Annotated in this window: 16 protein-coding genes, 1 tRNA gene, 3 rRNA genes and 2 riboswitches; of the genes, 4 read left to right on the top strand and 16 right to left on the bottom strand. The window is 38.4% G+C overall.

The annotated features are described in order from the left end of the window. Window positions 1–16 precede the first annotated feature (16 nt). Window positions 17–868: a methylenetetrahydrofolate reductase [NAD(P)H] gene (gene metF / locus ACSVC9_RS01070; protein WP_446898545.1), complete on the bottom strand. Its 852-nt coding sequence runs from the start codon at window positions 866–868 to the stop codon at window positions 17–19. Window positions 869–961: 93 nt separating this feature from the next. Next, a riboswitch (SAM riboswitch) is annotated at window positions 962–1,071 on the bottom strand. 135 nt (window positions 1,072–1,206) lie between these two features. Then, window positions 1,207–1,316, top strand: a riboswitch (SAM riboswitch). An 88-nt stretch (window positions 1,317–1,404) separates the two neighbouring features. On the opposite strand from metF, the gene metA reads away from it, so the two are divergent. After that, window positions 1,405–2,319 (top strand): homoserine O-acetyltransferase MetA, encoded by a 915-nt coding sequence (gene metA / locus ACSVC9_RS01065; RefSeq protein ID WP_446898544.1) that lies wholly within the window; start codon window positions 1,405–1,407, stop codon window positions 2,317–2,319. Between the two features lie 60 nt (window positions 2,320–2,379). Here metA and ACSVC9_RS01060 read toward each other — a convergent pair whose 3' ends face one another. Further along, on the bottom strand, window positions 2,380–3,387 hold the full coding sequence (locus ACSVC9_RS01060) for an isocitrate dehydrogenase (NAD(+)) (protein ID WP_446898543.1): 1,008 nt from the start codon (window positions 3,385–3,387) through the stop codon (window positions 2,380–2,382). Window positions 3,388–3,415: 28 nt separating this feature from the next. Next, a complete protein-coding gene (locus ACSVC9_RS01055; protein WP_446898542.1) occupies window positions 3,416–4,765 on the bottom strand; it encodes a 2-isopropylmalate synthase in 1,350 nt (449 codons plus the stop codon). Window positions 4,766–5,150: 385 nt separating this feature from the next. Here ACSVC9_RS01055 and ACSVC9_RS01050 point away from each other — a divergent pair, with 385 nt between their 5' ends. Both ACSVC9_RS01050 and ACSVC9_RS01045 read left to right on the top strand, forming a co-directional pair. Beyond that, window positions 5,151–5,894, top strand: a complete 744-nt coding sequence (locus ACSVC9_RS01050; RefSeq protein WP_446898541.1) for a lysophospholipid acyltransferase family protein — start codon at window positions 5,151–5,153, stop codon at window positions 5,892–5,894. Window positions 5,895–5,907: 13 nt separating this feature from the next. Next, window positions 5,908–6,759: a ComEC/Rec2 family competence protein gene (locus ACSVC9_RS01045; RefSeq protein WP_446898540.1), complete on the top strand. Its 852-nt coding sequence runs from the start codon at window positions 5,908–5,910 to the stop codon at window positions 6,757–6,759. A gap of 41 nt (window positions 6,760–6,800) precedes the next feature. Here the strand turns inward: ACSVC9_RS01045 and ACSVC9_RS01040 are convergent, their stop codons facing one another. From ACSVC9_RS01040 to ACSVC9_RS01000, 9 genes are all read right to left on the bottom strand, one after another. Next, window positions 6,801–7,100: an AtuA-related protein gene (locus ACSVC9_RS01040; protein ID WP_446898539.1), complete on the bottom strand. Its 300-nt coding sequence runs from the start codon at window positions 7,098–7,100 to the stop codon at window positions 6,801–6,803. A gap of 2 nt (window positions 7,101–7,102) precedes the next feature. Beyond that, window positions 7,103–8,455, bottom strand: coding sequence for an acyclic terpene utilization AtuA family protein (locus tag ACSVC9_RS01035; RefSeq protein ID WP_446898538.1), 1,353 nt, complete (start codon window positions 8,453–8,455; stop codon window positions 7,103–7,105). 24 nt (window positions 8,456–8,479) lie between these two features. Beyond that, window positions 8,480–9,847 (bottom strand): tripartite tricarboxylate transporter permease, encoded by a 1,368-nt coding sequence (locus ACSVC9_RS01030; RefSeq protein WP_446898537.1) that lies wholly within the window; start codon window positions 9,845–9,847, stop codon window positions 8,480–8,482. A 20-nt stretch (window positions 9,848–9,867) separates the two neighbouring features. Beyond that, window positions 9,868–10,281 carry a hypothetical protein gene (locus ACSVC9_RS01025; protein ID WP_446898536.1) on the bottom strand — a complete coding sequence of 138 codons (414 nt, stop codon included), beginning with the start codon at window positions 10,279–10,281 and terminating at the stop codon, window positions 9,868–9,870. A gap of 84 nt (window positions 10,282–10,365) precedes the next feature. Then, window positions 10,366–11,634 (bottom strand): hydroxymethylglutaryl-CoA reductase, degradative, encoded by a 1,269-nt coding sequence (locus ACSVC9_RS01020; RefSeq protein WP_446898535.1) that lies wholly within the window; start codon window positions 11,632–11,634, stop codon window positions 10,366–10,368. A gap of 23 nt (window positions 11,635–11,657) precedes the next feature. After that, window positions 11,658–11,975: an AtuA-related protein gene (locus ACSVC9_RS01015; RefSeq protein ID WP_446898534.1), complete on the bottom strand. Its 318-nt coding sequence runs from the start codon at window positions 11,973–11,975 to the stop codon at window positions 11,658–11,660. Between the two features lies 1 nt (window position 11,976). Next, window positions 11,977–13,335, bottom strand: a complete 1,359-nt coding sequence (locus ACSVC9_RS01010; RefSeq protein WP_446898533.1) for an acyclic terpene utilization AtuA family protein — start codon at window positions 13,333–13,335, stop codon at window positions 11,977–11,979. A gap of 29 nt (window positions 13,336–13,364) precedes the next feature. Next, window positions 13,365–13,502, bottom strand: a complete 138-nt coding sequence (locus ACSVC9_RS01005; RefSeq protein WP_446898532.1) for a hypothetical protein — start codon at window positions 13,500–13,502, stop codon at window positions 13,365–13,367. Window position 13,503: 1 nt separating this feature from the next. Further along, window positions 13,504–15,234, bottom strand: a complete 1,731-nt coding sequence (locus tag ACSVC9_RS01000; RefSeq protein ID WP_446898531.1) for a sigma 54-interacting transcriptional regulator — start codon at window positions 15,232–15,234, stop codon at window positions 13,504–13,506. A gap of 208 nt (window positions 15,235–15,442) precedes the next feature. Between ACSVC9_RS01000 and ACSVC9_RS00995 the strand changes: the two genes are divergently transcribed. Next, window positions 15,443–16,375: a DMT family transporter gene (locus tag ACSVC9_RS00995; protein ID WP_446898530.1), complete on the top strand. Its 933-nt coding sequence runs from the start codon at window positions 15,443–15,445 to the stop codon at window positions 16,373–16,375. Window positions 16,376–16,414: 39 nt separating this feature from the next. Here ACSVC9_RS00995 and ACSVC9_RS00990 read toward each other — a convergent pair. The 4 genes from ACSVC9_RS00990 to ACSVC9_RS00975 form a co-directional block, all read right to left on the bottom strand. Continuing rightward, window positions 16,415–16,489: transfer RNA gene (locus ACSVC9_RS00990), tRNA-Asn, on the bottom strand. A 12-nt stretch (window positions 16,490–16,501) separates the two neighbouring features. Then, a 5S ribosomal RNA gene (gene rrf / locus ACSVC9_RS00985) occupies window positions 16,502–16,618 on the bottom strand. Window positions 16,619–16,833: 215 nt separating this feature from the next. After that, window positions 16,834–19,722: ribosomal RNA gene (locus ACSVC9_RS00980) — 23S ribosomal RNA — on the bottom strand. 493 nt (window positions 19,723–20,215) lie between these two features. Then, window positions 20,216–21,724, bottom strand: a 16S ribosomal RNA gene (locus ACSVC9_RS00975). Together the 16S, 23S and 5S rRNA genes with 1 tRNA gene alongside form the textbook arrangement of a ribosomal RNA operon. Window positions 21,725–22,032: the final 308 nt, after the last annotated feature.

Genomic DNA, 22,032 nt, shown 5'->3' with positions numbered 1-22,032 from the left:
CCCCTTTTCATCCACCCTATAAATTTTCTACTATGTAATTTACAGCAGTTAAATCATTCATAGTATACAGATGGATGCCTTTTATTCCGTTTTTTATTAAATCCAATGTCTGATTTAAACTATATTCAACTCCTGCCTTAAAAAAATCTTCATCACTTTCACCATATTTATCTATTATATTTAAAAGTTTTTCAGATAAATTTGCACCTCCAAGTGAGCTCATATTTTTAATCTGCCTTGCCTTTACAACCGGCATTATACCGGCCACTACAGGTATATTCAGTCCTATTTTATCCATTTTTTCCCTGAATCTATAAAAATAATTGTTGTCGAAAAAAAACTGGGTAATAAGAAAATCAACTCCACAATCCACCTTTTCCTTAAGATGCAGAATATCTTCATCCAAATTCTTTGACTCGGCATGTCCCTCAGGATATGCTGCCGCTGCAATACATAGGTTGCCTTTTTTGGAGATATATTTCACCAGTTCCTTGGCATATCTATACTTGGTATTTATAAATGCATCAGCATTTCTCACAATGTCTCCCCTAAGTGCAAGTATATTACTTACTCCCCCTCTTGTAAGTTCAGATATATATTTCTCTATTTCCTCCTCTGTAGAATTTATACAGGTGAGATGGGACAGTACCTCTATATCGTATTTATCTTTTATATACAAAGCAGCCTCCATGGATCCATCTTTGCTTCTCCCTGCTGCTCCATAAGTCACGCTTATAAAATCCGGGTTCATTTTACTTAAATTATTGATTTTATTTTCAAAACTGCTAAAATTATTTTTATTTTTTGGCGGTATTGCCTCAAAAGAAAGTATAAATTCCTTATTGTTAAATATATTTATTATACTCATAAGCTCTCTCCTCATAAAAATTTAGTTAATAAAAAGCTGCCTCCTATTTAAGAAAAGCAGCCTAAATTCATATCATCTCATTACAGCGTTCTTTTCTTATCTCTCAGAATTTTCACTATTCTGTAGGAATTAACACCTTGCATGAGCTACATGCTGGTTGTCGGGTTTCTCAGGGCCAGTCCCTCCACCTCTCTTGATAAGAACAATATTAAGTTGTTAAATTACAGTTTATTTAATGCTAATACTTTTTAGTGTACTTGTCAACACAAAAATTTTAAATTCAATTATCTTGACAGACACATAATTTTGGTATATCATATTCATTAAAATCAAATAAAATCTTATCAAGAGTGGCAGAGGGATAGGCCCAATGATGCCCGACAACCAGCATTTTTCATTTGAATGTATGGTGTTAATTCCTACAGAATTTTTTTCTGAAAGATAAGAAAAATAGTTCGATATCGCAAGCCATTTTTCTTATATAGAAAAATGGCTTTTTATTATTCATAATCAATTATTTGTAAAGGATGAGTCATATGCCAATAAATATACCTAATGGTCTTCCAGCTTCCAAAATATTAAAAGCCGAAAATATATTCGTGATGAACGAAAAACGTGCAACCAGACAGGATATACGACCTCTTAATATAGTCATATTGAATCTGATGCCAGTTAAAACCGTCACTGAAACACAGCTGCTCAGACTTCTTAGTAATTCTCCGCTTCAAGTGAATATAACCTTGATATACCCACAATCCCACATGACAAAAAATACTTCTGAAGAATACCTTTTTAAGTATTACGAAACCTTTGATGAAATACGGGATAAAAAATTTGACGGTATGATAATAACAGGAGCACCTGTTGAAAAACTAAAATTTGAAGATGTGGATTATTGGGATGAGCTTACTGAAATAATGGACTGGTCTTTAAAAAATGTATATTCCACATTCCACATATGCTGGGGAGCACAGGCCGGCCTTTACCATCATTTTGGCATTCCAAAATATCTATTGGACAAGAAGATGTTCGGTGTATTTCCACATACACTGAATAAAAGAAATGTAAAATTATTAAGGGGTTTTGATGATTTATTTTATGCACCACACTCAAGACATACCACCATAAAAAGAGAGGACATTGAAAAGGTTCCTGAACTTGAACTACTATCAGAATCAGAAGAAGCAGGAGTCTATATAGTGGCTACAAAAGGAGGCCGCGATATATTCGTTACCGGTCATTCTGAATATGATACCCTTACATTAAAAGCCGAATATGAAAGGGACAAGGCAAGTAATCTTCCTATAGAAATACCTAAAAATTATTTCCCTGATGATGACATAAAAAAAGCCCCTCTTTCCAGATGGAAGGGACATGCTAATTTATTATTTTTGAACTGGCTTAACTACTACGTATATCAGGAAACACCTTATGACTTAACCAGACTCTAATTTAATTGTAGAAAACTGCAGAATTACTGGCAACAGAAATCTGCAGTTTTTTATTTGTATTCAATTGAGGTCTAATTTTGAAACTATTGCATCTGTAAATTCATCAGTAGTAGAATTCCCACCCAGATCACAGGTCAAGTACTTTCCTTCTTTTAACACGCTTTCAACTGCATTCTCTATCCTATCTGCAGGAGCATCTTCTCCCAGATATCTAAGCATCATGATTGATGAAAGTATTATAGCAGTAGGATTAGCTTTATTTTTTCCTGCAATATCAGGTGCAGATCCATGTGCAGCTTCAAATACTGCCGCATCCTCACCTATATTCGCTCCGGGAACCAGCCCAAGTCCCCCTATAAGCCCCGATGCCATATCAGATAAGATATCTCCGTATAAATTAGGCATAACCAGAACATCATAATTTTCAGGATTTAACACAAGCTTCATGCTCATAGCATCTACTATCACACTTTCAAATTCAATATTATCATATTCTTCTGCTACTTCCTGTGCAGTTTTCAAGAAAAGTCCATCTGAAAGTTTCATTATATTTGCTTTATGAACTGCCGTAACCTTTTTCCTTCCATTCTTAACTGCATAATCAAAAGCAGCTTTCACTATCTTTCTACTGGCACCTTTTGATATTATCTTGATGCTCTCAGCTATTTCACTGTTTATCATATGCTCTATGCCTGCATATAAATCCTCGGTATTTTCTCTAAAAATAACCATATCTACATTTTCATATCTGGATTTTACTCCAGCATAGGTTTTTATAGGTCTTATATTCGCATATAAATTTAACTCTTTCCTCAAAGTAACATTTACACTTTTAAACCCTTTTCCAACAGGCGTGGTGACCGGACCTTTAAGGGCTACTCCATTCTTTCTTATACTTTCTATTATATGTGCCGGTATAGGTGTACCATACTCTTCAAGTAGAGCAGCCCCTGCTTCAAAGATCTCCCAATCAATATCTGCTCCACTTTTATCTACAACCTTCCTGGCTGCCATACAAACTTCCGGTCCTATTCCATCCCCTTTGATAAGGGTAACCTTATGCCTCATTTCAATGCCTCCAAATAATTTATTTTAGTCAACATGCTCTTTCTTCCCCTTTTTCAAGTATTTCAGGCATTAATTTTTTTACAAGAAGCTCCATTTCACTATTTCTTATTATATTTGTTCTTCCCATCTTGTACTGATCATCTACCCATTTCTTTATTTCTACAACTCTATTGTCCCTTTTGTCTACTTTATCTTCATCCTTTAATCTATAATAGGTATTGATCCATGCTGCAATACCAGCAAGTCCTGAATACTGGTTTATCTCGATTACAACTGGTCTTGCAAGTATCTTGTTCGTATCAAATGAATTATAAATCTCTTTATCCTTGAGCATTCCATCTGCATGTATGCCGGCTTTTGTAACATTGAACTGACTTCCAACAAAAGGTGTCTTAGGTGGAATATCATATCCAAGTTGATTTTTAAAATAATTTGCTATTTCAGTTATAACCTCAAGCTTCATATTCTTGGTATTGCCCTTAATTTGTGCATATTGAAACACCATTGCTTCAAGAGGACAATTTCCTGTCCTTTCGCCAATTCCAAAAAGGGTGCTATTTACAGATGAAGCTCCATAAAGCCATGCAGTAGTTGAATTGTCCACTGCAGAATAAAAATCATTGTGTCCATGCCATTCCATACACTCCTCTGGAACATTGCATATAGTTCTAAGTCCATGCACAAGTCCCTGTACACTTCTTGGCACATCCGTCTGCCCATATGAAACCCCAACCCCAAGGGTATCACATAATCTTATTTTTATAGGAATTCCCGACTCACATGACATATCCATCAATTTATTTACCAGAGGGACTACAAATCCATAAAAATCCGCTCTTGTTATATCTTCCAGATGGCATCTTGGTCTTATTCCATTATTCAATGCTTCTTCCACAACGGAAAGATACATATTTACAGTTTCTTCTCTTGTCTTTCTCAACTTTTTAAATATATGATAATCGGAGCAGGACATAAGCATTCCCGTTTCCTTTATACCCATATCCTTTACAAGTTTGAAGTCCTCCTTGTTGGCCCTTATCCATGAAGTTATTTCAGGGAACTCATATCCTCTTTCCATACAGACCTCTACAGCTTTTCTGTCCTTTTCACTGTATAAGAAAAATTCACTTTGCCTTATTATTCCGGAGTTATTATCCAATTCATGAAGGTAATCATATATATTAACTATTTCCTCTAAAGTAAATGGCTCCATAGATTGCTGTCCATCCCTGAATGTTGTATCGGTAATGCAGATATTATCCGGTATATTCATAGGAAGTTGTACACCATTAAAAACTATTTTAGGAATTTCATCATATGGAAATATATTTTTATATAAGTTAGGTTCTTCTACATTCTCCAACTTATAATTATACATTAAAAACCATCTCCCTTTCATATTGGCACTATAGAAAATAAGATATTTTTGAATTAAATCATGCCTAACATTTCAATTTATTAATTTATCTTTTTCCCAGCTATGTATAAATATATTATATCCATTTCGTCTAACCATTGTATAATTCAGTATATACTAAGGTTCATTTAGAATAATATGTTTATATTGTACCATCTTTAATAATTATAAGCAAATAAAAATTTTCTTATTTATGACTTTTTTTTATTCAAACTTTCATTTACATCATCTAAAGGATTACATTAAGCTATATTGGACTTTTCTGCATAATTATTTTATATAATTAACATGCATATGTGATATAATAGGATGGTCAATAAAAATGATCACAGGAGGCACAATTATTATGTTAAAAAGCATTTTACTCTATTTTCTTCTTGTACTATATATGCTGTATTCTCTACTTAAAAAAACAAAATTAGAAAGGCTTAAAAAAATTGGTACCGAAGAAGAAGTTCAGTCATATACATATAGTTCTGTAAAACGCTGGGCCGATTTTATTCTAAAAATCATGGGCATAAAAGTTAATGTAAATGGGATTGAAAAAATCCCCAAAGAAGCCTGTCTTTTTGTATCAAATCATCAGGGATTTTTAGATATCCCCATAATGATTTCATCCATAGACAGGTCAGTTGGCTTCATTGCAAAAAAGGAAATAAAAAAGGTTGGAATAATAAGCTATTGGATGGAACAAATTAAATGTGTTTTTATGGATAGAAGCAATATAAGAGAATCAATAAAATCCATAAATGAAGGAATTAATATTTTAAAAGGAGGCCACAGCATGGTAATATTTCCAGAGGGTACCAGAAGCCGTGGTCCAAAAATGGGCGAATTTAAAAAAGGAAGTCTTAAACTTGCATTAAAATCCATGGTTCCAATTGTTCCCATAGCTATAGATGGCAGTTATAAATTAAGAGAAGGCAATCCTCATGGAAATTTAAAAGCCGGTGATGTAAATTTTTTCATATGTGATCCAATTTATACAAAGGATTTATCAAAAGAACAAAAAGACAAGCTTACTGAAACCATAAAGGGAAAAATATCAGAGGCTCTCCTAAATTCACAATATATAAATCAACATAAATAGGTGGTGATAACAGTTGAAATCCATACAAAAATATAGCATTTTGCTTTCACTAATATTAATATTTTCACTCTCGCTGCTCGGGTGTACAAATACAACTGTTGAAAATTCATCCTATGATGGTCTTAAAGTGAGCTACATAGATGTGGGACAGGGTGACAGTGAATTGATACAAGTAAATGGTAAAAATCTTTTAATAGACGCTGGCCCAAACAGCAGCAGGGATAAATTTATGTCATATTTAGACAAACAAAATATAAAAAAGTTTGATTATGTAATAGCAACCCACCCTGATGAAGATCATATAGGTGGGATGAGTGACCTAATAAAAAAATATGACATTGATACATTTATTGCCCCTAAAAAAGTTGCAAACACAAGAACCTTTGAACATATGATACAGGCATTAAAAGACAAAAATATGAAAATAGACTTACCGGCACCCGGTTCAAAATTGGAAATGGGTGATAATGTTTCAGCTGAAATACTGGCTCCAAACAGCAGTAGTTACCTCGACACCAATAACTATTCGGTGGTATTAAAAATAACCTATGGCAACACAAGATTTCTGTTTACAGGGGATGCCGAAAAAGAAAGCGAGCAGGAAATGATAGATAAAAATTATGACCTCTCAGCTGATGTGTTAAAAGTGGGACATCATGGCAGTTCAAGCTCTACCTCGCAGAAATTTCTCGACAGGGTAAATCCAACAACAGCTGTGATAAGCTGCGGCAAGAACAATAAATACGGTCATCCCACCAAGAAAATAGTAAACAGGCTCAAAAAGAAGAAAATACAAATATATAGAACAGATGTGGATGGAGATATTGTCCTAAAAAGCGATGGAAATAAAATAAGTAAGGAGTAACTAGGGAATGAGTATAGGAGAACAAACCCATACCCATTTCTTTATATATCCATGTCCAGTAAAACCGAGCTTAGACTTTTCCCATGCCTATCCAGTGACAAGGATCTTGTCACTCCTCCACCCAATGCATCATGCATGACAAAATTTAAGGCACCTATTTTAGGGAGTTCATATCTTTCTACTTCCCCATTCACTATGTCTTTAAACCATACTTTGACTTTTTCTGCAGTTACCTTCTCTTCAATTAATTTGTAATCCTCATATTTATACACTATAAGTGATATATTTGATATATTCCCTTTATCTCCCGTTCTTGAGTGTGCAATACTCCTCAATTTCATTTCTACACCTTCTCATAAACAACTTTTATTTTTATATCTTTATGTGATACAAAGATTGATGCAATTGATACTACTTCATCAACATATTTTCTCACCCCTCCCCCGCCTGCTGGACCATTGGTATAAAGCGCTTCAACTTCATTCCCTATTGTTTTCGCATCTTTTTTATTTAAAACCCTTGCAGCAACTCTAAGTCTTACCTCCTTAAAGTCATCTCCTGTATTTATTTTTTGGCCTAAGTAATTTCCATACAGGGAATTGACTCCTATAATATCCACTTTCAGTTCCTCTATAGGCAAATTTATATATTCCAATCTTTTTCTAATTATTTTTCCCGCCAGATCTGCCCTTTTATATGCACCTGACCCACCATAACTTATTTCCCCCTCACCTATATAACAATCCTTATAACCTATACTCACTTTAAATAAACCATTTTTTTCTTTTCCAAATGCCCCCTTTATCAACACTTTATTCATGCCAATTTTGTCAATAGTTATTTGTGAAAAATCTGCTGTAACATCAGGTGTAAAATAATTTGCCGGATCATGGATCTCATATATCGCCTGTTCTTTGCAAGTACGTTCATCAACTATTCCGCCTGCATCCTCAAGCTTCGTTACAGTTATATCTCCATTTTCAGTTATTTCTGCTACAGGAAACCCTAAATTCCAAAGATCGGTTACATCTTTATATCCAGGATCTGCAAAATACCCTCCAGTTACCTGTCCCGCACATTCCAGCAGATGTCCAGCCAAAGTACCCTTCCCCAATAGTTCATAATCGTTTTCATCCCATCCGAATTCAAATATCAAAGGTGCCAGGGTCAAAGATGGATCGGCGACTCTTCCAGTTACTATAATATCAGCACCATTTTCCAGAGCTTCTATTATGCCCTGTACTCCTATATAGGCATTTGCAGATATTATATTTGATTTTATGGAGTTCAGCTTTTTACCTGTTTCAAGTATCTCAAAATTCATATATTCATCTATATGTTCTAAAATATCATCTCCCAATACGGCCGCTATCTTCAGATCCTTTATTCCCATTTCCAGAGCAGTTCTTTTAACTGCCTTAATTGCAGCTACAGGATTTGCAGCCCCCATATTGGTTACTACCTTTATTCTATTTTTCTTGCACAAAGGCAATATCTTTTTCATACGATATTCAAGTAATTCGTTATAACCTTTATTTCTATTTATTAGTTTTTGATGCTGTCCAATGGCTATAGTTCTTTCTGCCAAACACTCAAATATAATATAATCCAAATTCCCTTTTTTCATAATCTCCACGGCAGGTTCTATTCTATCTCCTGAAAAACCCGCCCCCGACCCTATTCGTATCTTTCTCATCTATAAAAACCTCCCCAAATAAAATTAAATTCCAAAGAGTTTGAGTACTATCCAGCTGGATGCATAAAAAGTCATATACTGTACTCCAGTATGGACACCAAAAAATCTATTTAATATACCACCAAAAATACCAATTGTCAATGAAATCCCAATTCCAATAAAACCAGCTTCATAGAAAGATAAAACTGTTATCAATCCAACGAACATACAGATTATAGCTTCCTGGCTAACATATTTTAAAACCCATGCACTGGCTTTTCTGGCATAATTCATAGATAATGGATAGGCTATGATATAAGCTATTATAATGCCCATTAATCCATATAATGCAAACTGTCCCGATGTCATCATATTATGCAGATTGTGAACAGGCTGACTGGAAAATACAGGAGGAGCATTGAACAAAGGTCCTGCCGGTCCAAGCCCTACAGGACTGAGTGGTATTCCAAAGGCAACCAAAGGTATTAATGTCTCAGCTATATAAGTTGCTTCAGTTACGGCATTCATCACACTCAGACAAGTTGTAAGCCGCTGATATAAACTTTTTACTTTGGATGCAACTATTTCTCCGATCATTACCGTCATTCCTACAGGACTGAATGTAAAAGTAAGCGCGGATATACCTGCACCTATCAAAGTATATTTAGTTTGTCCACGTGTAAGCATTTTTAATGGATTGGGAAAATAACCCTTCCATGTCTTTAATTCTGGAGCCAGCCAAAATTCTTTTGGTGAACTCCTAAGAATGGAATCATGAGTCACCGGGGATAAAAGAGTAATTATGTCAGCAAACATCGGACCAATAGCAATACCAAGAAATATCCCTATGGAAATGCTCTGATGTCCAGCACTGGCTAATTTGATTACACCTTGAAGAAATACAGCAAAGGGTATCAATACAAATACACTGGCCCACTTGCCTTTAGATGTATATGCAATTATAATTGCTGCAACTGTAAAAATAATAGGTGCCCATACTTCCACTATGTGCGAAAATGGAGCAAGCAAAGTGGCAAACCCAATTGAAATAGGAAGAGCAATGATTGCTCCGATAATTGCTCCGGAAATCATTTTTCGCAGAGCAATATGAGGAACACCCAATCGCCTTAGAACATTTGCATATTCCAAAAGTGGAACAGCCATGGTATCTCCCGGGACACCCATTAGAGCTGTCGGAATTGCATGGGTCATATGTTTGGAAACAGCTCCGCCGATAAAAAATGAGAATATGGCTACAGGAGGAAAACCAAGTAAAATAATCAGCAAAGTTATTGGTGCTACTGTGGCGGTTTCATCAGTTCCAGATATAAGCCCTATAAATGAAAAAATCACACCGCCGAGAATGGCACTTCCAATACCCCATAATATATTATGCAAAAGTAATGCATCCATAATCTACCATCTCCCTTCCTTTATTTATCATTGTTTTCTCCAGCAAAGAGTTCATACAATTTAAGACTTTTCATCTCTTCTACAATTCCTTTTTCTACTGTCTTTAATTCTTCTCTCTCTTTATCCAAGTCCACATCAATTTCTTCCAACACCAGATTTCTGTCTTCTTCAGAAAAATTTTTTTCCTGCAGAATACGTTTTGGTTTAAATAATCTAGCTGATATAAATGCACTAAACAGGGAAGATAGCATGCCAATCAACAGGGCATAGGCTTTGCATAGTTTCAAAGCTATCTCCGGAAAATTAGCATGTATGATCCTCAAGCTAAGAATAAAACATGGCAAGCTAATAGCTATTCCAATAATAATTGCAAAGAAAAGATGTCTGACATTTACCGTATCACCCCATATATCCGCATAAATTTTGCTTTCCATAATTAACCTCCATAAAATTGTTTTTGATAATATTATCTTGTATAAGTAAAAATATTTTTACTTATACAAGATAGCTATCATATATTATTTTGAGCCAGAATATTTCTTCACAAGTTCCTGCGCATACTCCAACCTTACTTTTTTTTCACTTACCATCTTTTTTACAATCTTCTCTAGCAATTCACCTTTTGCCCCTGCAACAGAAGCAATATTTCTGGCATGAAGCGACATATGTCCCCTCTGAATACCTTCTGTAGCCAAAGCCTTGATTGCTGCAAGATTTTGTGCCAATCCTACGGAAGCAATAATTTCTCCAAGTTCCACAGCACTTTTGATTCCAAGCATCTTAACTGAGATCTGTGCTGCTGGATGAATCTTTGTAGCTCCACCTACAAGGCCAACTGCCATGGGAATTTCAATTGTACCTACCAGGTCACCCTCCTCATTCTTTTCCCATGTTGTGAGTGATGTGTATTGTCCGGAACGTGAAGCATAGGCATGAGCTCCAGATTCTATAGCTCTCGTATCATTTCCTGTAGCCATAACCACTGCACTTATTCCATTCATAATTCCCTTGTTATGCGTGGCTGCCCTATATGGATCCGCATCAGCAAAAGCATATGCTGTAATTATTTTATCCACTATTTCTTCTCCACCCAAGGTTTCTTTCTTAATAGTTACTCTTGAACGGGCAAGTCTGTGTATTGCCAAATTAGATAGAATTCTTAAATATACCTTGCCCCCTGTAATTTTCTCAATAAAAGGGGCTACAGCCTCGGCCATGGTATTGACAGCATTGGCACCCATTGCATCTAATGTATTAACTTCAAGATGAACTATAACCATTTGTCCCACATTAGACTGAATCACTCTCACTTTAACATCCTGAACACCACCACCGAACTTAACTAGAACCGGATCTTTATCATTGCAGATCTTGATAATCTTATTTTTGTTTTCATGGATCTTCATCTTTACATAATTAGGATCCTTAATATCAATAATCTGAATTTGTGCAATCATTATGGAACCTGTATTACTGGCAAAAAAGCCTCCTGTTTCTCTGGCCATTTTGGCAGCATTACTTGCAGCTGCAACTACAGATGGTTCCTCAGTTACCATGGGTATAACATAATCTTTACCATTTATAATGAAATTAAGGGCAATCCCCATTGGAAGCTGAAAAGTACCCACTACATTTTCAATCATGTGATCTGCCTTGTCTATATCAAGGGCACCTGGTTCTTTTATTACCTCCTGCTCTTCTTCTGACAAGCCTGTAAGTTCGCTAACCTCCTTCAACCTATTCTCAGGTGAAAGCTTGTAAAAACCTGAATAACTACTTGTTTTCATATTTTCCATCCCCTTTATTAATCTTATTTATCCAAATCAATTTCAAATCTTAAAAGTGCCGCTTCCATGCACTTTCCAAGTGTGTCCAGCCTAAGTGAACGTGTTGCTCCTCCGTCCAAGGCATGGTGGAGTACAAAATTAAACCCATAAAGCTGCGGAATATCATATCTTATTACATCACCTTTTACAATACCCTTATAGTGCTCTTTTACAGCTTCAGGTGTAAGCTGCCTTTTCATTGCATCATAATATTTAGGATCACGTGCAAAAATACATACATTTTCCGTATCACTTTTATCTCCTGATCTTCCATGAGCTATATCCTTTAATTTAATTATCATACTATTTTACCTCCTCTACATAAGCCTCAAGTTTAACTGCATCCCTAGGAATAAGCGTCGGCCATAATGCAAATACTTCTGCAGCTCTGGTCCTACCCCCAAAGAAACAGGATGCCGGTGGTCCATTTAGAATAAATGGTGCAATCTCAGGAGTCAACTTATTGGCCTCCTGCCGTGTTTTAGTTTTTATTGCTATTCGAAGTACAACCTCATTGAGTTCCTGTTTTATTTCCTCTGCAAGTGGTCCATGAAGTGAATTAAGTCCAACAAAATCAATTCTCTTTTCTATATAATCCAGTTTTTTATTTGTAAGCCTGTCATCAAGTATCTGCGCAGCCCTCTTCGCCTTATCAAGTGCATCAGGCCAACTAAAAGGCAAATATGCTACATTCCTGTATCCTTCAGTATATCCAACACAAAGTTTCAATGTATCAGGCCTTTTATGCCCCTTCACGCCTTCAACCAAAACCCTGTCCTTTCCTATCTGCTTTAAATTTATCTCGCTAAAATCCGCAACAACATCCGGTGTCAAATACTTTCTGGGATCATGTATCTCATAAAACAACTGTTCTTCTATTGACTCAACAGTTACAAGGCCTCCTGTATCCTTCGTTTTTGTCATCACTATTCTTCCAGGTTCACTTATTTCAGCTATAGGGTACCCCAGATCTTCTGGATGAGGAACGTTCCTCCAATCATAGTCATAATTTCCTCCAGTTGCCTGTGCCCCACATTCTGAAAGATGACCTGTCAAAATACCAGTAGCAAGTGAATCCCAATCTCCATTTTTCCATCCAAATTCATATTCAAGTGGTGCTAAAAACAGAGCTGTATCTGTAGAACGGCCTACTATTACTATATCTGCTCCACCTTGAAGACATTCCAATACAGGCTCTGAACCATAATATACATTTGCATTTACCATATGGGGTAAAATTGTATCTATAGATTCCCCTGTATCCATATTATTCATTGATATACCCTGCTTTCTTAAATCAGGTATTATATCCATTACATCATCGCCAAGTACATATCCTATTTTCAAATTATAACCTGACTCCTTAACCACCTGTTTTGCTGCCTCAACTGCAGATTTTACATTCATTCCACCTGCATTTGTCAGAACCTTTATCCCCTTTTCTTTAACCATTGGAAGCATTTCCTTCAATGCTTTTATAAAATCCCTGGCATATCCTGCTTCCGGATGGCGTTCCTTCTGTCTCTGCATTATCGACAAAGTAAGTTCTGCCAAATAATCACAGGATATATAATCTACATTATCCTTTTGGGCCATTTCAATAGGAGCATCATTCAAATCACCCCAGAAGCCTTGAGCTCCCCCAATTCTTATCGTTTTCATAAATCCACCTTCTTCACAAAATATATTATTTATCTGACAATTATATTGAAAAGCATATTCCATGCCAAAAAAATAATGCCCTTTTCAAGGCAATATAAAATCAATGTTCCGGATTTTTTATCAATTCCATCATATACTTTGTATACGATTATATACAAAGTATACATATCATCTAGTATACATATTGGGGTCGATATCATATCTCTTTAGCTTACGATAAAAGGTTCTCCTGCACATTCCAAGCTTTTTCATGGCATAGGTTCTATTTCCATTTGATTTCTTCAGTTCATTTATTATTTCTTCCTTCTCCACACTGGATATAATGTGTTTCAAATTATCATTTTTATATGTAGTACTATCTTTAACTGAAGAAGAATATTTTATTTCATCCGGTAAATTCTCAACCCCTATAGTATCTCCCTGGCATATTATAACTGAATATTCAATACAACTCTGAAGCTGCCTAACATTTCCACTCCATTTGTCATTTAGCAGCACTTTTATAACATCTTCAGAAAATGTCAGTTTTTTATTATATTTACTACAGTATAATTTGAGAAAATAATTTGCCAAAATAATTATATCCCTTCCTCTTTCCCTGAGAGGAGGTATTTTTATCTTAAATGTATTCAATCTAAAATAAAGGTCTTCCCTAAACTTTCCTTCCTGTACCATTAATTTTAGATCTTTATTTGTAGCAGCTATAATCCTTATATCTACTGTATTAATGCTATTAGAACCAATTTTCTGAATTTCACCGGATTGTAATACTCTAAGAAGCTTTGCCTGCATAAAAATAGGCATTTCTCCTATTTCATCTAAAAATATGCTTCCTTTATCAGCTATTTCAAATTTACCCAACTTTCCACCTTTTTGTGCACCAGTAAATGATCCTTGTGAATATCCAAATAATTCACTTTCAAACAAACTTTCAGGAATAGCAGAACAATTTATATTTACAAAAGGGGATTTCCTCTTATCACTAGAATTCACTATTGCATTTACTACTACCTCTTTTCCAACTCCACTTTCACCTTCAATCAGTACCGTAGCATCTGTAGGTGCCACTATGGAAGCCAGCTTTAAACATTCTACAAATTTTTTGTCACTTCCTATTATATTGGAAAAACTCTTAGGAAGACTATTGTGGGATTTGACACTGTCATTATATATAATCCCTGTCAACTTTCTTACCTTTTTTAATTCTCTGTTCAATATGGATATCTCCGTAATATCTTTAAAAACAGATATTGCACCAAGAAGCTCATTGTCCATAATTATGGGACTTATATTAACTATGATTTCTTTACCTATACTTTTAACTTTGACCAAAGTATTTATCCTAGGCTTCCCCTCTTTTAAACTTTTCAAAATAACAGCTCCTGGCTCTATTTCACTTATAAATTTATTCAGGACCTTATGTTTATACACATTCAAAATTCTTGAATAAGCCTCATTAACATATATTATTTTAGAATTTCTGTCCACTATTACAATCCCGTCATGAATCTGGTCTATGGCAGCTAAAAACATACCTAATGCATTTTCATTTCTCACAAGCCTGATAAGTTCACAGGAAATAAACCCAACAAGCTCTCCTGGCCTATTAACAACATAAACAAAACGATACTTGTTCAAATAATCATCATCAAGACAAATTTTATCCTTGAATAAAGTATCCTCATAATTTAAAACATTAACTCTGGTAATATTAAAATCCCTATTCTCTTTTAAAGTATCATTTAAATTACATACATCAGCAATTCCAAGAAATTTACCTTCGCTGTCAACCACAGGGAAACATTTTTCATGCTCACTCAGCAAGAAATTTTTAATGTCGTCAATTAAACTATTTCTATTATAAACAAACGGTTTCAGCATACCCAAATTTTTATTCATAATATCTTTTATTTTCAAAGAATCACCCCAATAATTATTAATTAAAAATTGAAATACAATTATTCTAAATACATAATAGCATTTTTATGATAATTTTTTAAGTAAATGATTTTTATATATACAAATTGGAATTGATTTAGTGCTGTTAACTGGTATAATATTATCTGTTTATAAAATTATTAATCTAACAGAATTGAGAGGATACAATATGAACAACGAACTTATATTAAAATCTTATTCCAGATCAAAAGGAATATATCTTGTAGCAGCATCCTCAGTATTGTGGGGTGTATCCGGTGCAGTAGCACAATATCTTTTCAATGACAAAAATATAAATCCAGAATGGATGGCAGACACAAGACTCCTATTATCTGGCATAATATTTTTGATATTGTTGTATATTAAAAACGGCAAAAAAATATTTGATATATGGAAATCTAAATACGGGCGTAGAAATCTTATTTTATTTGGTATATTTGGACTTATAGGTACACAATATGGATATTTTGCTACCATTAAATATTGCAATGCTGCTACGGCAACCATACTTCAATACTTAAGTCCGGTAATAATTGTACTCTATTTGATGATATGCACTAAAAAATTTCCAAATTCAAAAGAATTGATATCAATTGTACTTGCTCTGTTAGGTACATTTTTTATAGTCAGCAAGGGAAATATCAGCTCCTTGTCCATTTCAAGTTTAGCTCTATTCTGGGGAGTACTATCAGCTTTTGCTTCAGCCTTTTATATACTGCAGCCCCGTTATATTATAAGCAAATGGGGATGCGATACCGTACTTGGATGGGGAATGCTTATAGGTGGACTAGCTTTTAGCTTTGTACACCCTATCTGGAAAGTTCAGGGTCATTATACCCTAAGTACAATGCTGGGAATTGTCTATATAGTAGTATTCGGAACATTAATCGCCTTTTACTGGTTTCTGGCAAGCACAAATTATATAACTCCATCAGAGACAAGCTTATTGTCCTGTGTCGAACCCCTGTCTTCCACCATTGTTTCTGTAGTATGGCTCAATATACCCTTCGGTATATTCGATATTGTAGGAGGAGTATGCATAATAACTACTGTATTAATTTTATCTTCCAATCAGAACAAAAATAAAGCAAATCAGGTTTAATCTGATTTGCTTCTTTTATACTTTATTCAAAAAATAAAATGGCTCCGTGGAGAGGGCTCGAACCTCCAACCCTTCGGTTAACAGCCGAATGCTCAACCATTGAGCTACCACGGAACAATTTATAAAACCCGGCAGCTACCTACCCTGCCACAGGGCTACCCCTGCAGTACTCTCGGCACGATGAAGCTTAACCATCCTGTTCGGAATGGGAAGGGGTGTTACCTTCACGTCATAACCACCAGATCAATCATAAATTGCTATTAACTTCGCATATTTTCGTCAAAATCATTCACTCCGGTGCTCATTTACATAAGTAAACTCTGCTCCCCGTTCATATTTTTCCTCAATCTGCTCGTTACTATCAATTTACTTACTGCAGTCTCCCGCAGTATTTCAACAACATATGTATCCCATATGGAATACTATTGTTCTCTGAAAATTGCACAGTAAGATATATTTTGATCAAGCCCTCGACCTATTAGTATCAGTCAGCTCAACATGTTGCCATGCTTACACCCCTGACCTATCAACCTCGTGTTCTCCGAGGGGTCTTACCAGCTTACGCTGTGGGAAATCTAATCTTGAGGTGGGCTTCACGCTTAGATGCTTTCAGCGTTTATCCCTTCCCGACATAGCTACCCAGCAATGCTCCTGGCGGAACAACTGGTGCACCAGAGGTCAGTCCATCCCGGTCCTCTCGTACTAAGGACAGCTCCTCTCAAATTTCCTGCGCCCGCGACGGATAGGGACCGAACTGTCTCACGACGTTCTGAACCCAGCTCGCGTGCCGCTTTAATGGGCGAACAGCCCAACCCTTGGGACCTACTTCAGCCCCAGGATGCGACGAGCCGACATCGAGGTGCCAAACCTCCCCGTCGATGTGAACTCTTGGGGGAGATCAGCCTGTTATCCCCGAGGTAGCTTTTATCCGTTGAGCGATGGCCCTCCCACGAGGTACCACCGGATCACTAAGCCCGACTTTCGTCCCTGCTCCACCTGTATGTGTCGCAGTCAGGCTCCCTTATGCCTTTGCACTCTAAGAAGGATTTCCGACCCTTCTGAGGGAACCTTTGGGCGCCTCCGTTACTTTTTAGGAGGCGACCGCCCCAGTCAAACTGCCTGCCTAACAATGTCCCGTGACCAGTTTCATGGCCGCCGGTTAGAATTCCAGTACTGTCAGGGTGGTATCCCAAGGGTGGCTCCGCCAGGGCTGGCGCCCCGGTTTCCATGCCTCCCACCTATCCTGTACAGACAATACCGAAACTCAATGCTAAACTGCAGTAAAGCTCTACGGGGTCTTTCCGTCCAATCGCGGGTAGCAAGCATCTTCACTTGCACTACAATTTCGCCGGATTTGTTGTCGAGACAGTGCTCAAATCATTACGCCATTCGTGCGGGTCGGAACTTACCCGACAAGGAATTTCGCTACCTTAGGACCGTTATAGTTACGGCCGCCGTTTACTGGGGCTTAAGTTCATACCTTCGCCTTACGGCTTAGTATTCCCCTTAACCTTCCAGCACCGGGCAGGCGTCAGCCCCTATACTTCAGCTTTCGCTTTAGCAGAGACCTGTGTTTTTGATAAACAGTTGCTTGAGCCTATTCTCTGCGGCCCCTTTCGGGGCACTCCTTATCCCTAAGTTACGGAGTTAATTTGCCTAGTTCCTTAACAACAATTCTTCCGATGGTCTTAGGATTCTCTCCTCACCTACCTGTGTCGGTTTGCGGTACGGGCACTAACCTGCTCCATAGAGACTTTTCTCGGCAGTGTGAAATCGGATACTTCTCCATAATTGGATCCCCATAACACCCCGGCATTGACCGGATGGATTTTCCTTTCCGGCCTGCTTCAGTGCTTAGACACACATCCAATAGTGTGCACATCCTATCCTTCTGCGTCATCCCTTCTGTCAAACGCAAGTTTGCGGTATCGGAATATCAACCGATTGTCCATCACCTACGCCTTTCGGCCTCGGCTTAGGTCCCGACTAACCCTGGGCGGACGAACCTTCCCCAGGAAACCTTAGGTCTTCGACCAATAAGATTCTCACTTATTTCTCGCTACTTATGCCAGCATACTCTCTCCTGTACAGTCCACAGCTCCTTCCGGTACTGCTTCTATCCGTACAGGATGCTCCTCTACCACTCTTTCGAGTCCATAGCTTCGGTGGTAAGTTTTAGCCCCGGACATCTTCGGCGCAGGATCTCTCGACTAGTGAGCTGTTACGCACTCTTTGAATGAGTGGCTGCTTCTGAGCCAACATCCTAGTTGTCTTCGAAATCCCACATCCTTTTCCACTTAACTTACACTTTGGGACCTTAGCTGATGATCTGGGCTGTTTCCCTTTTGACCGCGGATCTTATCATTCGCAGTCTGACTGCCGTCATTCAAGTATATGGCATTCGGAGTTTGATAGGGTTCAGTAACTGTTGTCAGCCCCTAGCCCATTCAGTGCTCTACCTCCATTACTCATTGGCGACGCTAGCCCTAAAGCTATTTCGAGGAGAACCAGCTATCTCCGAGTTCGATTGGAATTTCTCCGCTATCCACAGCTCATCCCATGGTTTTTCAACACCAACGTGGTTCGGTCCTCCACGGAATTTTACTTCCGCTTCAACCTGGCCATGGATAGGTCACCCGGTTTCGGGTCTACAGCATGCAACTAGCCGCCCTTTTAAGACTCGGTTTCCCTTCGGCTCCGCACCTTAAGTGCTTAACCTTGCTGCATACCGTAACTCGCTGGCTCGTTCTACAAAAAGCACATCGTCGCACGTAAAAGTGCTTCGATCGGTTGTGGACACACGGTTTCAGGTTCTATTTCACTCCCCTTCCGGGGTTCTTTTCACCTTTCCCTCACGGTACTTCTTCTCTATCGGTCACCAGGTAGTATTTAGCCTTAGGAGGTGGTCCTCCCTCTTTCCCACAAGGTTTCTCGTGTCTCGTGGTACTCTGGTACAGACTAGAACTTTTTCAGCTTTCACTTACAGGGCTTTTACCTTCTGTGGCGGAGCCTTCCAGCTCTCTTCAGTTAACCTATTGTTCACATTGTCTGTCCGAACCCCAGGAACAAGTTCCTGGTTTGGGCTCTTTCCCTTTCGCTCGCCGCTACTTAGAAAATCGATTTTTCTTTCTCTTCCTCCGGGTACTTAGATGTTTCAGTTCCCCGGGTTTACCTCCCCAACCCTATTTATTCAGCTTGGAGTACAGTGCTTCCACTGTGGGTTTCCCCATTCGGAAATCTTCGGTTCACAGACTATTTGCGTCTACCCGAAGCTTATCGCAGCTTATCACGTCCTTCTTCGGCTCCTGGTGCCAAGGCATTCACCATGCGCCCTTTGTAGCTTGACCTTTTAAAAAATTGCTACTGACTTCCTATGACTACGTCAAATACCTCTCTGCGGTGCTCATTTACATAAGTAAACTCCGCTCCTCATTTGGTCTTTTCCTTGTCATACTCGTCATTACCAATTTTTAATCACTTATGCTTGCCGGTAAATATAAAATGTATTATACAGACAAGTATAATCTACAAAGGTTATTTCTAACCTTAGCTTTACTTTAAATATGAAGTCTTTCGACTTCTATTTTTCTTACTGTGCAATTTTCAAAGAACAACAATTTTGAAGGATATAATCCTTCAAAATTAAACAGAATAAAAATTTCTATTAACTTCGCATCTTTTCGTCAAAACCACTCACTGCGGTGCTCATTTACACAGGTAAACTCTGCTCCTCATTCGCGTTTTTCCTCAATCTGCTTGTTACTATCAATTTTTACAAGTTACTAATTCAAACAAACTACCAACATTTTGAAACAGTATTACTGTTTCATTTCTCCTTAGAAAGGAGGTGATCCAGCCGCAGGTTCTCCTACGGCTACCTTGTTACGACTTCACCCCAATCACTAACCCCACCTTCGGCCGCGCCCTCCTAAGTTAGGCTACGGACTTCGGGTGTTGCCAGCTCTCATGGTGTGACGGGCGGTGTGTACAAGGCCCGGGAACGTATTCACCGCGACATGCTGATTCGCGATTACTAGCAACTCCAGCTTCATGCAGGCGGGTTTCAGCCTGCAATCCGAACTGGGAACAGTTTTTGAGTTTCGCTCCACCTCGCGGTATTGCTTCTCTTTGTTCTGCCCATTGTAGCACGTGTGTCGCCCTGGACATAAGGGGCATGATGATTTGACGTCATCCCCACCTTCCTCCGCGTTAACCGCGGCAGTCTCGTTAGAGTGCTCATCTTAATGTTAGCAACTAACAACAAGGGTTGCGCTCGTTGCAGGACTTAACCTAACATCTCACGACACGAGCTGACGACAACCATGCACCACCTGTCTCCCTGCCCCGAAAGGCTTCGCCTGTCTCCAGGCTATGCAGGGGATGTCAAGTCCAGGTAAGGTTCTTCGCGTTGCTTCGAATTAAACCACATGCTCCGCTGCTTGTGCGGGCCCCCGTCAATTCCTTTGAGTTTTAATCTTGCGATCGTACTTCCCAGGCGGAGTACTTATTGTGTTTACTGCGGCACAGAAGGGGTCGATACCTCCTACACCTAGTACTCATCGTTTACGGCGTGGACTACCAGGGTATCTAATCCTGTTTGCTACCCACGCTTTCGTGCCTCAGCGTCAGTTACAGTCCAGAGAACCGCCTTCGCCACTGGTGTTCTTCCTAATCTCTACGCATTTCACCGCTACACTAGGAATTCCGTTCTCCTCTCCTGCACTCCAGATATCCAGTTTGAAATGCAGCACCCAGGTTAAGCCCGGGTATTTCACATCTCACTTAAACATCCGCCTACGCACCCTTTACGCCCAGTAAATCCGGACAACGCTCGCCACCTACGTATTACCGCGGCTGCTGGCACGTAGTTAGCCGTGGCTTCCTCCTCTGGTACCGTCATTATCGTCCCAGAAGACAGGGCTTTACAATCCGAAGACCTTCATCACCCACGCGGCGTTGCTGCATCAGGCTTTCGCCCATTGTGCAATATTCCCCACTGCTGCCTCCCGTAGGAGTCTGGACCGTATCTCAGTTCCAATGTGGCCGATCACCCTCTCAGGTCGGCTACGCATCGTTGCCTTGGTAGGCTTCTACCCCACCAACTAGCTAATGCGCCGCGGGTCCATCTCAAAGCGGATTTCTCCTTTCATCCAGAATTCATGCGATTTCTGGTGTTATGCGGTATTAATCTCCCTTTCGGGAGGCTATCCCCCTCTTTGAGGCAGGTTACCCACGTGTTACTCACCCGTCCGCCGCTAAGTCGCCCCCGAAGGGGTTCCTTCGCTCGACTTGCATGTGTTAGGCACGCCGCCAGCGTTCGTCCTGAGCCAGGATCAAACTCTCAATTTAAAAGTTTGTCTCTACTCATTTGAAAATTGTCATTAACTTCGCAATACTTCGTCAAAACTTTCACTTCGGTGCTCATTTACGCAAGTAAACTCTGCTCCTCATTCAAGTTTTTTCTCGTCTTGCTTGCCTCTGCCAATTTTGGCATGTTACATACTTGTAACACACTGGCTTGATTTCTTACTTTGCTGCATCTCTGCAGCTCAAAAGAATTGCTGGTTTATTTCTTCAAGTTTTCACTTGTTTCTTATTCTGTTTAATTTTCAAGGATCATTTTTCTTCTTCCGCCGTCCTTTTAGACAGCTTTTATA

The organism is Clostridium sp. LBM24168 (assembly GCF_052953915.1).
The sequence above is the reverse complement of the archived record's forward strand: the minus strand, read 5'-3'. Positions and strand labels throughout refer to the sequence as shown.